The organism is Polynucleobacter sp. AP-Ainpum-60-G11, from assembly GCF_018688375.1.
In the GTDB taxonomy this organism is placed as follows: Bacteria; Pseudomonadota; Gammaproteobacteria; order Burkholderiales; family Burkholderiaceae; genus Polynucleobacter.
On record NZ_CP061318.1, the window covers coordinates 402,597 to 416,053 of the forward strand.

Genomic DNA, 13,457 nt, shown 5'->3' on the forward strand with positions numbered 1-13,457 from the left:
ATTTTTTGAGGTATTGAAATGTTCGAATTTTCAAAAAAAGGCCCGATGGCCGATACGCAATTGACTTATGCCAGCATGATTGGCAGTGGGTCTAGTGTTAAGGGTGATTTCACTCATCGCGGAAATATGCTCCTCTCCGGGCATCTGGTGGGAGATATTCATCAAGATGAGCAATCTCAAGGATCCCAAGACGGATACACCGCGGTCGTTGGTAAATCCGGGTTTCTAGAGGGCAACATTCATAGCGCCCACGCGATCATTATTGGCCGTATTGAGGGGTCAGTATATGCAAAAGGCCGCGTTGAAATTTACCCAGGTGCAATCGTCAATGGCGATGTGACCTACTCACAAATTAACGTTCATCCAGACGCTAAAGTGAATGGCAATTTAAAGTGCTTATTGTCAGACGCGACAGATCATTTACTAGACGAGCAGGACAGTGATGATTCTCTTAATAATGTGTTGCCAATGACAAAGGCGGATGGCTACTAAGTAGTCGCTATCCCAATGACAGATTACATCCCGCCGAGTGAGATTCATCACCTCAAAGAGGCTCAAGAAGACTCATCCTTTAGAAGCAAAGCCCCTTGGTATGGATTGCTAGCTTTTATTGTGCTCGTAGTTGTCAGCGCCATAGTCCACACCTACTACTTCAAGGATCTGCCAAAGTGCCGTGATGAGAATATTCAAATCTTGCTGAACAATAATTTGCGAAATAATGAGCAACTTTTAAATAACTCGCAAACCTTAGCTTTTGGGCAATTTCAAGAAAAATCTCACAGTGCAGTTCAGAGGGATTGCAGTGCAGAGCTTATAACTAATGCGGGGACTTATCTAATTCAGTATCGGGTAATTAATAATGCTGGAGAGCAAAACTTCTTCCAGCGTTTATTTTCTTCAGTTGATTACTCGATAGCGCTGGAGTCTGTTAATCCAACAAAGTAGTAATTTCTAGTTCTTCAGCTTTGCGCTCTGACTGGTAATCGGTTGTCAGAGAAAAAATTTACCAATGATGTAAAGCATTAGTCCGGATATCAGTAGATATCCAAAGCCTTTTGCGAGCGCTCTTTCTACGCCCTTTTGAACGATCCGATTCTGGATTCCTTCGTCGGCCACAATATTCTTGATATTCCAAAGATCTTTTCGAATGACGTTGAGGCTTTCATCGGATTTGCGATCTCTTTGTTGAAGATTGGCGCTAATTTCGGCTAAGTGAGCATTGATTGTTTGCAGCTCTTTAATTGCGTCATCCAAATTGCCCATAAATACCCCAGAATAATGTTTAAGCCAATAAGCATAGATTATTGCAAATCTTGACTGGGGTCGACCAATTGGTGGAAATCTCTCGGATTTGCTTTATAGTGATGCTAGGTCGAGATCGACGCTTAAATCGAACTCATTGCCACCTCAATATGACACGCAGCATGGATATCAAACCGCAAATGATCTTAAATCAAGTTGGGCTATTAGCAAAAAAAATTGCCAAAGTTTTGATTTATGCATTTATTGCTTTAGTGCTGCTTTATGTCGCCTTCAAAGCTTGGGAATACAAGACTGAGTCAGATCAGCAGCAGGCTGTTAAACAATCGCAAACTCAGCAAAGCGAGAAGTTTGCTAATGGCAGTCTATATGTGGCTACCTATTCTCCTTTGCTTGTTGGTAGCTCATCGCTAACTTTTGTTCAGCGCCCCAACAATGAACCTTTATTCAAGTATTTGTTAGGTGCTAGTTATGCAAATTTCATTACTGCCTTGGAAGATAGCGCCTCCTTGGTTTATGTGGGACCACAAATCTTGGGTACTGGATGCCAAAAGTTAGGATGCGCTGCGTTGCAAGCAGCGTTGCTCATTGATCCAACCAAGGGTCGTATTTATGCTGCCTTGATGGAAGGCGGAAAAGTGAGTTACTTTGGTTTAGCTGAGGGTCAGGCGGTACCGCCTGCATTAGAGAAGTGGGCTAGCGCTCAGGTCGTGGAGGGTGCAAAGTGAGTCAATTTTTCTGCCGTGTGAAGCCACTCATTCATCTTACGCTTGCATGTACGTTAATTTCTTTTGTAGGCGGAGCATATGCAAAAGCGCCTGCAGATACTGGCCATGCGAAAACTTCAGAGTCTAAGGGTGTGAGTAAATCAGCCAACGATAAAGATATCGTCCTGGGAAAGAATTCTGAGAACACCCTGTACTTATTAGCAGGTTGGGGCAAAGCAGAGGGGCCCTATATTTGGTACACAGTCTCTGCGCACTTCAATAAAGATCAATTGGCCCCTGATGGCAAGTCTTTCAATTTATTTAGTGCTAGCGGCGCATTGGATTGCAAAGAAAACACTTCTTTTTATTACCGTACTTCTTACATGTACTTTGACGCTAAGACGGGTGCGCTCAATGAGGTTTATTTTGAAAAAAATAAATCTAATCCTTTGGTGATTGATTCGGGGAGCATTGAAGGCGATGTTAAAAACATTGTCTGTAAATAATTTCCCCCTTTAGATATCTAAGGACCAAGAAAACTTGGCTCACCTCAATTTGGATTCAAAAATAGATCTGATCGCTCGCGATCCAGAATTCGCTGCTGAGCAGTTGAAGATTACTCTGGCGCACTTACAGCAAATTTTGCAAGCAACGAATCGACAGGCGGTCAGTGCCCACCTAGCTCGGGACTCCAGCTTATCGACTGTTCAACGCCGACTACTGGCCGGGCTGCTAGGTGAGGGCGGTGAGCTTGTTTCTGGTAATCGTGATGAGTTAACGGGTTTGCTCACTCGCTCAAGTCTATTAGATGGGTTCTCTCAAGAGTCTTATCATTCAGCTGGTAAGTCAGGATCATTGGCCATCTGCTTTATTGATCTAGATGGTTTTAAAGTAATCAATGATCAACATGGGCATGCAATCGGAGACCAAGTATTAGTAGCAATCAGTCAGCGTATTCAGGCTGCGATCCGACCTACCGATATGGCTGTGCGCTGGGGTGGTGATGAATTTATCGTGGTGTTCGAGGGGGTGAGCACACCAGATGTGGTGATGCAACTGGCAACTCGACTGCTGGGGATTATTGGCGAGCCACTGCAATTAGATCTGAATAATCCGATGCGCTTATTTTTAGGTGCCAGTATCGGCGTTGCGATTAGGGTCGATGAACAAATATCAATGACCGATTTAGTCAATCAGGCTGATCAGGCAATGTATCAAGCGAAAAAATCAGGGCAAAACAGCATTCAGATTTTTGCTTGAGCATTAGGCTTTGCGTAGATGCACTGCCGGTATGCGCATGGCTTCACGGTATTTCGCTACCGTTCTTCTGGCGATAACGTAGCCCTGATCACTCAGCAGTTTGGCAATATTCGTATCCGAGATGGGCTTTGTAGATGACTCGTTTTCTACAATTTGCTTGATCAAGGCTTGGACTGCTGTTGAAGAAATCGCACCACCTTTTTCTGAGCTGAGTTGACTGCTGAAAAAGTATTTGAATTCATAAATTCCCAGCGGACATGAAAGGTATTTTTGGGTCGTCACGCGAGAGATTGTGGACTCATGCATGTTGAGGCTTTCAGCAATTTCTCGCAGCACTAGTGGTCTCATTCCAACTGCGCCCATGGAAAAGAATTTTTGCTGGCGCGCAACGATCTCTTGAGCAACCTTAAGAATTGTTTCCTCGCGTTGCGCAATGTTTTTTACCATCCAGCTAGCCTCGAGCATCTTTTGCTTTAAAGCACCATCAGCTTTCTTCTGGCCATTTTCTTTTAGGATTCTGGCGTATTCACTATTGAGTGAAATGCGAGGTTTCGCATTGGGATTGGATTCCACGATCCATTGCCCATTTTTTGCTTTGACGGCGACATCAGGCAAAACCCATTGGTCGTGTTCACGCTCAAATTGGGCGCCGGGATTGTGTTGCAGGCTACGAATACACTCCACCGCTTTGAGGACTTCTGCCTGGGATTTGCCGCAAGCCTGTTTTATTTTGAGCCAGTCTTTAGATCCGACTTTATTTAAATGGGTATTGACGATGAGCTTGGCAAGCTGCCAGTCATCTGCATTGCCCTTTTGCTCCTCCAGAATGCGATCAATCTGCAAGGAAAGACATTCCGCAAGATTGCGTGCACCAACCCCTGGGGGGTCTAGTAGTTTGAGTCGATTCAGTCCAGCTTCTAAAAGTTCAGCAGAGTTTAGGTCTTGATCTTGGAGTTGAGATCCAATTTCAGCATTAATGGACTCGAGATCGTCTATCAAATACCCCCTTTCATCAAGACATCCAGCTAGGTAGGCAAGGATTGACTGTTCTTGAGGGGGGATATTGAGTAAATGAATCTGCTCTTCTAAATGCTCCAGCAGGGTTTGCTGATGGGCGACTCTTTCATAGCGTTCTACCCAGTCCTCATCATCTTGGCTTGACTGACTGGTATTTGACCAATTGTTCTGTGGGGCCTCAATACGCTCGTTTGATTGGCTGAGATTGGACTCAATTTCAGGATTAGGCTCAAATTCCAAGAGTGGATTGTCTTCTGCCGCCTTGGCTAATTCTTGCTCTAGCTCATTATTAGACAGTTGCAGTAGCTTGATGGCTTGCTGTAGCTGCGGGGTGAGGCTAACCTGAGTGCTCAGGCGGTTATTCAGTGAGATGGCCATATTGCTGCCTACGGGCGTCCAGCAGGCGAGGTAATGCGGAGGGGCCCTTGGGATTGGATAGTGCTAATCCTCAATTGCAGTAAAGACAGTTCCGAGTGCATAACGCCATTCTAACCATAAATTTTGTATAAATATCTATATAAATTAAAGGCTTAAGCGTTATATCTTGGTAGACTCCATATTGCGGGATGAAAATTACCTAATCGAAGCAGTCCATATAGCCGTATTAAAATGACTAGCAGATAAAAGAGACATTTCACATTATGGAAAATCCAGTCATTACCGAGCATCGCATTCGTGGCGAGCGTTTCTATACGATAGAAAAGAGTAGCAAAATTGCGTTTTATACGACCAATATTGCTGCTGCACGCTATTGGGTAAAGCATGTGATTGATGGAGAATCTATCCCCTTGCCTGCTCAAGAGGGTGGTGTGGAGTCCTCTCAGTCCTAATTAGGGTTTTCGTATTGACTGGCCTTTAGACAGAGTTGGTTTTGCCCAATAACTGATCACTGCAACTTGTTCTAAGTTGGGGTACTTTTACCCCTTAGATATCCGTATAATTGCCAATTTAGATGGTTTTCACCATGGGCAAGCCTTTTTCGATCAATCTCGCTGTATTAGTTCTCTCCAGTTTTTTTGGGGTGAACTTGGCGTTTGCGCAGGCAAACGAGGATTTGGTCATGGTGCTCGATGGTAAGCAATACTCTATTGGGTACTACAAGAGCTCGATTAAGTCATTGCCGCCGGATTGGAAAAAAGTCTGGATCATTACCAATCGAAAGCCTAGTGATGAGCATGCTCAGTCGCGTGTAGCGTCTGTGCGTCGCAATATTCTTTTTAACTGCGTGCGCAATACTTACTCTACCTTGGCAACCGTGAATTATGCCGATCCAATGGCCACAGGAAAACCGATGCTGCAAACCGATACAGGCTTTGAGTTAAATGATGAGCCAGTACCCGAGGGAAGTCCTTTAGCAATTGTGCAGAGTCAAGTTTGCGCGCCTTAATTCAATCTCATGAAATTTAATATATTCCCTCCTGAAGCACTGAAAAGCATTGAACCTAAGTTTCATGTTGAGCCACGTGCTATTGCAAAAACAATTGAACGCGAATTACATAAAAAGCCGCTAGCCGGTCTATACACACTTGATGGATCAGCCAGGGAATTGCCGGTATCGCTGTTAGATATTGCGCAAGGCTTATTGGTGATGCAGCCTCTAGTCAAGCCTGAAGGCGGTCTGACTAGTGTAGTCGGCGGTCAAAGATTGGTTGTCTTGTGTGGTGACACTGGCAAGATGCAATTTTTAGCGAACAATCTCAAGTTAACTGAAGATGGCAATCTCACATGCCCTTTGCCGGCCGATTTAATTTTGATTCAGCGCAGGAAAGAGTTTCGTACGCTTGGACCTGGCGATGAGGATTTGAATTTTGTGCTCTGTTTGGGCGCAGGCCAAGAACTGTTAACTAAAGTCATTGATATCTCTGATCATGGGGTATTGCTTGATCTTCGCTTGGGTGCAACTGAAGTTGAGGTTGGAAGATATTGGCACTCTGGCTATTTTGAGCGCCTCAAATCACGCTCTACTACGATTGATCTTGTGATCAAAAACGTTCGTCCTGGAGCCGCAATGGATCGTGTTCGTGCGGGCTGTGAGCTTTATGAGCCTACTAAATTGGCTTTGAAGGAATTTGAAAGTACGCGCAGTGCCATTGAGAATGCTCGGGTCCAAGGCCGCCTCAATCGCTGGTATCTGGGGGCATCGTGGCATGAATAATTTCGCTCTAAGAGATCACCTAATATCCGAATGAATTGACTATGAGCCTATTTGCCAACTTCACCACCGGAAAACTCATCATGATCATCAGCGCGCTGATGTTCATTGTGTTGCTGTATTTCTTTATCAAAGATTTTTACGGCAAAGTCGTTGAGGATGTGAAGACGAATGGAATTGGTCCTGAACCCATTGAACCAGTCATTGTGGCCAGCCTTCAAAAAACGCATCAGCTTGAAGAGGTCATTAATCAAAAAATTGCCAACATGAAGTTGGACCTCATGGCTGAACGTTTGCGTATTACTTCAACCGCAGAAGTCTTAAAAAATCTCGCAGTTGAGCGCCATCTTCCAGAGACCTTGTATCAAATTTATTTTGAGACTCGTGCATTTCCTAAAAAGAGTCTTGAGGCGCAGCAAACAGATTTAGAGTGGCATGCCCAGGCCGGCATTACGGATCTGAAGGTTGATCCCTTGCCCTTAGATGATGGCACGGTCATTCATTTCACCTTGCATAACTACCCTTACACGCTGACCGCTATTAACCATCGATTTGCCAGAACTTATTACGTGGAGTTGACCTTACGTGATGTAGATGATGTCAGATTGTTTGTGGTGCGCGTGAAGGCAAATGAAACAACAGGGCGCGATATTTTGGAGACTGCCATCATCGAGATGAAGTCAGGTGATTGGATTGATGATATTGCGAGTTGCCGATTATTGATGGATAAGCGTAAGACTGAGGTTCAGTTGATGGCCGAGCATCGCGAAGTGGAAATGCTTAAACAACGTTTTGTTTTAAATCATTCCGGCAGTAAATTCAGCGCAAGTAAAGCTGACTCTGGTCGTAAGAAAGGCTAGAGACTATCTTGTTTTCATTTCGACTCCAGCGCTCGCAGCGCAATCTTTATTTTTGGTTCTTAGCTTTCTCGGGATTTTTAGTCGCCGTCTCGCTCATGACGCTGCTAGGTGCTGCAAGTGAATTATCAAGCGCCTCTATCGAGTTAAAAAACCTGAAGGTCGTTAGTCCAAACCTTGAGGATTTTGTTAATACACAAAATATTGACTTTCGATTGAATGCCAACAATACCCAGCGCAGATTGAAGGCTGCTGATATCCCAAAGCTCGTGGATGATGCGATCGTGCCGGTAGGTTTAGACGAGGCTGTTACCAGGGCATTCCAATTCTTTGCCGAGTTTGAAAATAAGCGTTTCAAGCCGATTTTGACAGTCACTCCGCCAGTGATTGAATCTGTTGAGCCTGGTTCTCCCGCCGAATCGGCTGGCATCAAAGCCGGGGACCTTGTCTTGAATGTGAACTCAGCCAAAATTGAATCAGTCATGGGTTTTTATCTTGCCTTAAATGAGAAACCATCCGCCGAGGTAGCGCTCAAGCTTTTAAGGCACAAGAAAGACAATGTATCGGTGGTATTGCGTCTGATTGGTAAGGGCCCAATCAATGATAGTAATTGCGGGCTCAAGTTTTCAACTCCACCAGATGCAGTGTATTTAACTGAGCAAGAAACCAAGCGCCAAGCTGAGCAATATCGCCGCGATATGCTTACTAGTATTCCGGTAGATTGGCGTCCTGAGGCCGCAAACAATCTCATGCAAACTGCGAAGCGCCTCAATCTCATTGCAAAAAGCGTGATTGATCCCTCTGGTGCTAATCCTGCCAAAATTCAGTCTAAGGATGTATTGGCTTGGCAGCATAAAAAGTTTCTAGAAAATGTGGATACGTATTTTTCTCTTAGAAGAAAAATTGAGAGTAGAAGTAGCTCCCATTTAATGGGCATGGGCGATGCAGTTGTTGGCTTTGTATCTAGCCTGTTTATTTTTGCGATCGCATTGGGATTGTTTTGGTATCAGCGTCGAGTAACTGGTAAAAAATCATGAGCAATCTTGAGAATCCAGAATATTGGCTTGGTATGCGCATCAATGGCGAAAGATATGTGCTGCCAGCAAGCTCAGTGCAGTCCGTTTTTTTATATCCTGAAGCTGAGCAATCCCTAAAGGATTTAAGAATTAGCGGTGTGGTAGTTCATGAGGGTGCGCCGGTTTATCTGCGTAATCACTTTCAGGTATTACGATTTAATCGTCGATCAGAAAATATTGCCGATTGGCAGCAAGTTCTCAAGCCAGGGGCTGCACCCTGGATCGTCGTATTAAAGGATGGTCTTAATAAGGGTATTGGTTTTAGGGTGAACAATATTTCCGGCCCTTTTCATGCATCCGTTTTAAGTGATTCATTATTTGTGCATCACAATGGGATCGATCACCTTTTGGTGGAGGCTTCATAGAGCCGGGTGACTGGCCTTATTCATTAGCTAGAAAAAATATATGAGCAAAAAATATAAAAACCATATCTTTCAGCGAGCGACGATCCCTTGGCGTTGGCTAGCAATTGCTTCGTTTGTGATTGCGCTAGTAAGTAGCGTTGGTGCATTTATTACAGCGCGTAGCTGGGTTTCTGATGGAAAGTATTTGCAATCAATTGATATTGAGCAGATTGAGGTACTCCGCCTCATCCCGGCATTAAAAGTGCTGCAATCCCAAACGAGTGGCGCTTTTGGTCTAGAGCCTAGTTTTTTTAATAATCTTAAAAAATCAGATGGTCTCTTTAAATCCATTACAGATGATGTCAAGGTGCCTGTAGATGCCCCAGCAACTGATTCTGGATCTGCCAAAACTTCTAATACGAATTCGGCAAATCAAGCACCGAGTACGGACTCTAGCAAGCTAGCTACGCTCTCCGATAACGCTGCCTTGGCCTTTTTCCAAAAGTTAGATGCCAAAATTATGAAGGTGGTCTTTGGTAAGCCTGATAAATACGCTCATTTGACTGAAGAAAAGCTTGACGAGGTTGAAGCTCAACCAGCTGAAGCAAAGTCATCTAAAGTTGCCAGCGTTCAAGATGTCCTGATAGGGGCAAAGAAGACAGAGCTAGCAATCGGCACAGTCATAGCGCAAGAAAAAAGTTTGGCTGGATTTGGGATTCTTGCAAAGTCAGCAGAAGTCTTATTGTCGCCAAAAGGTGTACTGGAATTAGATAAGATTGCCAGTGATTCGCCAGTGAAAAAGTATGCGGAAAGTCTGAATGCTTTTCTGAAGGCGAATGATGCTTGGCAGAAAAATATCACGGATGCAGCTAGCACCTCTGAGCTGCAAAAAGCTTTAGGTACAGTGATTGATCAAAAGGTATTACTTGAAATTGAGTTGGGTAAAAAGGCCTCTGGAAAATCACCCTCTAAATTAGGTGAAGTGATGACCAAGGTTCATCAAACTCCTTGGCATACGAAGCTGCCTCAAGAAAGCGCCTTAGCCATTAAGCTTTATTCAAGCGGCATGACGACGATTCGTGATTTTGCTTCTAATCATGAAGCGTTGAAGGTAGTGGCTCAGCAAAATTCTCAAGACTTGGGATTCTTTGACTTTAAAACTGCCGGTGGATTTTTGGGTCTGACTATTGCCTCCATTGTTGGCATATTTGGTATTGCTGTTGGTGGCTTCGTCTTCTTCCGCAACACCAGCTTAAACGCCCTGGATTTGCAGCGCACTACCAAAGTGGCTTCTGCTGCTGATCAGCTCTTAAGTTCAATCGACTTAGGCTTTGCTAATGCCCCAAGTATGAAGGTGATGGATACGCCTAAGAGTGAGCCTCAGCCTGTTGCTGCTCAGCGCGCACCGCAGCCGGCTGCAGATCCAGCTTCGCCAGAATTGAAAACAGTTGTGAATGTGATTTCTGAGTTAAGTGGTGATTTGAAGCAAAAAATTAGCGAGATAGAGCGTCGCTTCAAGTTGCTCAGTCAGTTAAGTAACAAGCTACGACATTCTGTTAACACCTTGCAAGATAAAGCGGCGCAAATACGCCCCGCCAATTCTGGTGAGGATGAGCAAGCCTATTCTGGCTCCAATGAGAGAGCTAGCAGAGTGGGGCCTTTAGATCAGTTGCAAGATGCATTCTTTGCTTTGAAACAGCAGGGCGTCAGATTGTATTTGGCCATCTTGGATAACCACTCTAGTAAACAGCTCGCCGTAGAAACTGAGCAACTCAATCTCTTGGTTGATCGTGTTGAGGCAACCGTTTCAAAAATGAGAGGATCCCTTGCTGTAGCCCTAGAGCAAGCGGCTGCTACTGAGCAATTTGCACCAGAAATTTCTTTAGAGGCAATCGAGCTCTTGGGTATGGATGCTAAGCAAGTGATACGTGATCTCGATAGCTGGGAAGAAGAGTTCGATGGCTTAGGTCAAGAGTTCTCAGATCTCAAGCGTCAAGCGAAAACTTAATACGGTTAACTAAAGATAAAGCGCACATCCCATGTCTGAAGAAAAACCGCTATTTTTAATTGACGTTGATCGGGCGATTGAGGGCTTGGTCTCCTCAGTGCCGGCCAATGGCGGTGCTGGTTCAGCTAGGCTGGAGTCTTCTGTGATGTATTGCGTTGATTTAGCCAATGCTCTTGATGGTGCTGGTCTAGATGCTTTAAGTGCATTTGCAAGTGAGTTATCTGAGAGTTTTACAGCTAGTAGCGCTCAAGCATTTTTATTGATTCCAGATTTAGTCGCTCTGGTCAATGCAGAAGCCTCACATATTCACTCCTCTGGTGGTTCTAGTCCCTTGGTTAGTGTTGAGCAACTCAATCAGGCCAAGAGTGCATTCGAGCAGAAATTGGCGCAACTCAAGGCGGGTGTCCCAGTCTCCAAGGAGCCTATCTCTGCACTAGTGTCTGTCGTACAAACTGCGGAGTTGGTGGGTGAACCGAAAGAGGTATCGATAGCCCAACCGATGGCTCAGCCAGTGGCGCCCATCCTCGAAGATGAGTATGTGGATGAATTTCCAAATCAAGAATTTGCATCTGACATCAAAGAAGGTTTGCGCGCCTCTGAAAAAATTCCTGAGCCTCAAGTTCAGACTCAGAGCCCGCAAGCTCAGGTCCAGTCTGATGCACCTAGTGATCGTGAGATGGAATTAAATCGCACGCTAGATCGCACGATTAGTGAATTGAAGAATCTCTTTGCCCCTAGGCAAGAGTCTCCGCCAGTCGTTGTCCCAGAGCCAAGGCCTAAAGCGTTTGCGATTCCCGAAGGCTTATCTCAGCCAATCGATCGCGCCAGTGCTTTTGAGTACTCCAGTAATTCACGCTCTTTAGACAAGCACTATGTTTTGGATCGATCAACAAATTTAAATCGATTACAAAAAGCCCGTAGCTTAGCTGGCAAAGGCAATGGTTGGAGTGGAGTTGAGCTCGACTTTGTATTAAGCAAGGAGCAAGATGAATTGATTCGCGTAGGACAACAATCCTTGCGACATATTTTTGACAACTTAACTGATGAGTTGTTGATCGATGAAGTTTATGCAGACTCCGATGTTGCTCAGCAGTTATTAACTATCCTGAGTATTTTGCCGCCATGCCCGAGCATTTTTGCGGTTCAGCAAGAGCTCATGATTTTTATCGATTTGGATCACATTTCTTTATCTCAAGAACACTTGTTGGCAGTTGGCAGCATGATGGCTGAAATCGGTGGTTCTTTGGAAGTGCATCACGAGGGCGTTCGCCTGTCCTGCCCATCTAGTCTTTTGAGAATGCCAATGGCTTATTTCTCCCGTCATGGAGAGTATTTCGCTGTATCTGCGATCCAATATTTAGGTGAAGAGCAGTTGGAGAAGGTTGCCAGCTCAAAAGTGGACTCTTTAGGTGAAATCATCCATCCCGCCAGGAAAATTGCTATCCGGGCAGGTTTAGAGACCTACTGGATCTATGTCCACGAGTTTTTGGGTGTTGAGAATATGAACATTCACCAAAATATACCTGCGGCATTAGACAGGCCGCATTGGTTGGCTGGTGTGGCTTTAGATGGCGCCAATACTGTCTATTCTTGGGTTGCCTTGGATCGGTACGTCAGATAATGCGCTTGTTTGGCTTTGGTCTACTTGCTTTCTTCATTCAGTGCCTTGCGGCACTCTCCGTTCAGGCGGCCTTACCTCCAGATATCGACGCATCCATCAAACGCTTTATCCAGAAAAGCCCTAGCGTGAATGGCCTGCGTGTTGAGGTAGAGCTGATGGAGCCAAATCAGGTGATTCCAGCCTGTTTAGGCGGTTCTGTTGAGATATTGACCCCTCCCGGAGTTCGACTCTGGGGCAGAAGTACCTTGCAATTGCGCTGTGCCAAGGCCTCTTGGATGGTCAATGTGCCTGTCAATATCCATGCTTATGGGGATTATGTAGTGGCTAGTCGCTACCTTGGTTTTGGCCAGAAGATTGAAAATGGCGATATTCGGGTGATTGAGGGGGATTTAACCACCTTGCCTGATGATGTCTTGAGAACCCCTCGGGCTGCCTACGAAAAGGTATTGGGTCGATCGCTGCAAATGGGGGCACCAATAGGGCTAAACGATTTAAAGGAATCATCCGTAATAAAGGTAGGAGATCCTGTTTTGATCCAATTAGTGGGTAAGGGATTTCAGGTATCGGGAGAAGGAACCGCCCAAACTGCCGGAATGATAGGCGATATGGTGCGTGTGCGCCTGATGGATGGTCAGGTCTTACAAGGCAAGGTTTTAAGGCCGGGTGTGATCGGGGTTACTGTAGAGTGAGCAACTGCTTACTTTATGTGGTAATTTGTAGTACGTAGGCATTAATTCAGCTGTAAAATTGTTGCAAAGTGCAGTTCATAGGAGAATGAGATGAAGATTAATGAGAATGCATCACTGATTCCACCAAATTCAGGAGTGGGTAAAGCCACACCAGGCTCAAACTCGGCTGCTGTAAATAACACTGCTGCTAAAGCCAATGCGGATGTAGTTTCTGGCCCAGCTGTTAATTTAGATATCAGCCTGACTGCAAAGTTGGCTGAAGTTCAAAATGATTCCAAAGCAAGTAAAGCAAGCGACGAAGCATTAATTGAGAAGTTGCGCGCTAAGGTTGCTGCTGGTGAATTTGAGATTGATTACAAAAAAATCTCTCAAGCTATGCTTAAAGATGTCGTAGCTGCAATCGGTCAAAAACCGAATCGCGCCTAAACTGACTTCTAGCTAGATTTCGTAACACCCCTCAATAAAA

At 44.9% G+C, this 13,457-nt stretch carries 17 protein-coding genes; 15 read left to right on the top strand and 2 right to left on the bottom strand.

The features are described 5' to 3' along the window. The first annotated feature begins 18 nt into the window (after nucleotides 1–18). Together FD971_RS02130 and FD971_RS02135 are read left to right on the top strand one after the other, a co-directional pair. Complete coding sequence (locus tag FD971_RS02130) at nucleotides 19–492, top strand: polymer-forming cytoskeletal protein (RefSeq protein WP_215334477.1); 474 nt, start codon at nucleotides 19–21, stop codon at nucleotides 490–492. A gap of 15 nt (nucleotides 493–507) precedes the next feature. After that, on the top strand, nucleotides 508–945 hold the full coding sequence (locus tag FD971_RS02135; RefSeq protein WP_215334478.1) for a hypothetical protein: 438 nt from the start codon (nucleotides 508–510) through the stop codon (nucleotides 943–945). A 45-nt stretch (nucleotides 946–990) separates the two neighbouring features. Here the strand turns inward: FD971_RS02135 and FD971_RS02140 are convergent, their stop codons facing one another. Then, nucleotides 991–1,263: a hypothetical protein gene (locus FD971_RS02140; protein ID WP_215334479.1), complete on the bottom strand. Its 273-nt coding sequence runs from the start codon at nucleotides 1,261–1,263 to the stop codon at nucleotides 991–993. Between the two features lie 149 nt (nucleotides 1,264–1,412). Between FD971_RS02140 and FD971_RS02145 the strand changes: the two genes are divergently transcribed. Genes FD971_RS02145 through FD971_RS02155 form a run of 3 tightly spaced genes read left to right on the top strand, consistent with a single transcriptional unit; the run spans nucleotide 1,413 to nucleotide 3,227 of the window. Beyond that, nucleotides 1,413–1,988: a hypothetical protein gene (locus FD971_RS02145; RefSeq protein ID WP_215334480.1), complete on the top strand. Its 576-nt coding sequence runs from the start codon at nucleotides 1,413–1,415 to the stop codon at nucleotides 1,986–1,988. Continuing rightward, nucleotides 1,985–2,473: a hypothetical protein gene (locus tag FD971_RS02150; protein WP_215334481.1), complete on the top strand. Its 489-nt coding sequence runs from the start codon at nucleotides 1,985–1,987 to the stop codon at nucleotides 2,471–2,473. Before FD971_RS02145 ends, FD971_RS02150 begins: the two co-directional genes overlap by 4 nt. Before the next feature lie 34 nt (nucleotides 2,474–2,507). Further along, the gene (locus FD971_RS02155; protein ID WP_215334482.1) at nucleotides 2,508–3,227 is read left to right on the top strand and encodes a GGDEF domain-containing protein; all 720 of its coding nucleotides are present in this window, start codon (nucleotides 2,508–2,510) and stop codon (nucleotides 3,225–3,227) included. A 3-nt stretch (nucleotides 3,228–3,230) separates the two neighbouring features. Here FD971_RS02155 and rpoN read toward each other — a convergent pair whose 3' ends face one another. Then, nucleotides 3,231–4,622, bottom strand: coding sequence for an RNA polymerase factor sigma-54 (gene rpoN / locus FD971_RS02160; protein ID WP_215334483.1), 1,392 nt, complete (start codon nucleotides 4,620–4,622; stop codon nucleotides 3,231–3,233). Between the two features lie 263 nt (nucleotides 4,623–4,885). Between rpoN and FD971_RS02165 the strand changes: the two genes are divergently transcribed. The 10 genes from FD971_RS02165 to flgM all read left to right on the top strand — a co-directional run bounded on the left by FD971_RS02165 (nucleotide 4,886) and on the right by flgM (nucleotide 13,417). Next, the gene (locus tag FD971_RS02165; RefSeq protein WP_215334484.1) at nucleotides 4,886–5,074 is read left to right on the top strand and encodes a hypothetical protein; all 189 of its coding nucleotides are present in this window, start codon (nucleotides 4,886–4,888) and stop codon (nucleotides 5,072–5,074) included. Nucleotides 5,075–5,208: 134 nt separating this feature from the next. Continuing rightward, on the top strand, nucleotides 5,209–5,631 hold the full coding sequence (locus tag FD971_RS02170) for a surface-adhesin E family protein (RefSeq protein ID WP_215334485.1): 423 nt from the start codon (nucleotides 5,209–5,211) through the stop codon (nucleotides 5,629–5,631). Between the two features lie 9 nt (nucleotides 5,632–5,640). After that, on the top strand, nucleotides 5,641–6,399 hold the full coding sequence (locus tag FD971_RS02175; RefSeq protein ID WP_215334486.1) for a hypothetical protein: 759 nt from the start codon (nucleotides 5,641–5,643) through the stop codon (nucleotides 6,397–6,399). Nucleotides 6,400–6,440: 41 nt separating this feature from the next. Beyond that, nucleotides 6,441–7,256 carry a hypothetical protein gene (locus tag FD971_RS02180; RefSeq protein WP_215334487.1) on the top strand — a complete coding sequence of 272 codons (816 nt, stop codon included), beginning with the start codon at nucleotides 6,441–6,443 and terminating at the stop codon, nucleotides 7,254–7,256. Nucleotides 7,257–7,264: 8 nt separating this feature from the next. Beyond that, nucleotides 7,265–8,290, top strand: coding sequence for a PDZ domain-containing protein (locus FD971_RS02185; protein ID WP_215334488.1), 1,026 nt, complete (start codon nucleotides 7,265–7,267; stop codon nucleotides 8,288–8,290). Further along, nucleotides 8,287–8,694: a hypothetical protein gene (locus FD971_RS02190; protein ID WP_215334489.1), complete on the top strand. Its 408-nt coding sequence runs from the start codon at nucleotides 8,287–8,289 to the stop codon at nucleotides 8,692–8,694. Before FD971_RS02185 ends, FD971_RS02190 begins: the two co-directional genes overlap by 4 nt. A gap of 40 nt (nucleotides 8,695–8,734) precedes the next feature. Further along, on the top strand, nucleotides 8,735–10,681 hold the full coding sequence (locus tag FD971_RS02195) for a hypothetical protein (RefSeq protein WP_215334490.1): 1,947 nt from the start codon (nucleotides 8,735–8,737) through the stop codon (nucleotides 10,679–10,681). Nucleotides 10,682–10,712: 31 nt separating this feature from the next. Further along, on the top strand, nucleotides 10,713–12,302 hold the full coding sequence (locus FD971_RS02200) for a hypothetical protein (RefSeq protein WP_215334491.1): 1,590 nt from the start codon (nucleotides 10,713–10,715) through the stop codon (nucleotides 12,300–12,302). Next, nucleotides 12,302–12,991 (top strand): flagellar basal body P-ring formation chaperone FlgA, encoded by a 690-nt coding sequence (flgA, locus tag FD971_RS02205; RefSeq protein WP_215334492.1) that lies wholly within the window; start codon nucleotides 12,302–12,304, stop codon nucleotides 12,989–12,991. The genes FD971_RS02200 and flgA overlap by 1 nt, the downstream gene beginning before the upstream one ends. Before the next feature lie 90 nt (nucleotides 12,992–13,081). Beyond that, on the top strand, nucleotides 13,082–13,417 hold the full coding sequence (gene flgM, locus FD971_RS02210; RefSeq protein WP_215334493.1) for a flagellar biosynthesis anti-sigma factor FlgM: 336 nt from the start codon (nucleotides 13,082–13,084) through the stop codon (nucleotides 13,415–13,417). The last annotated feature ends 40 nt before the right edge of the window (nucleotides 13,418–13,457 follow it).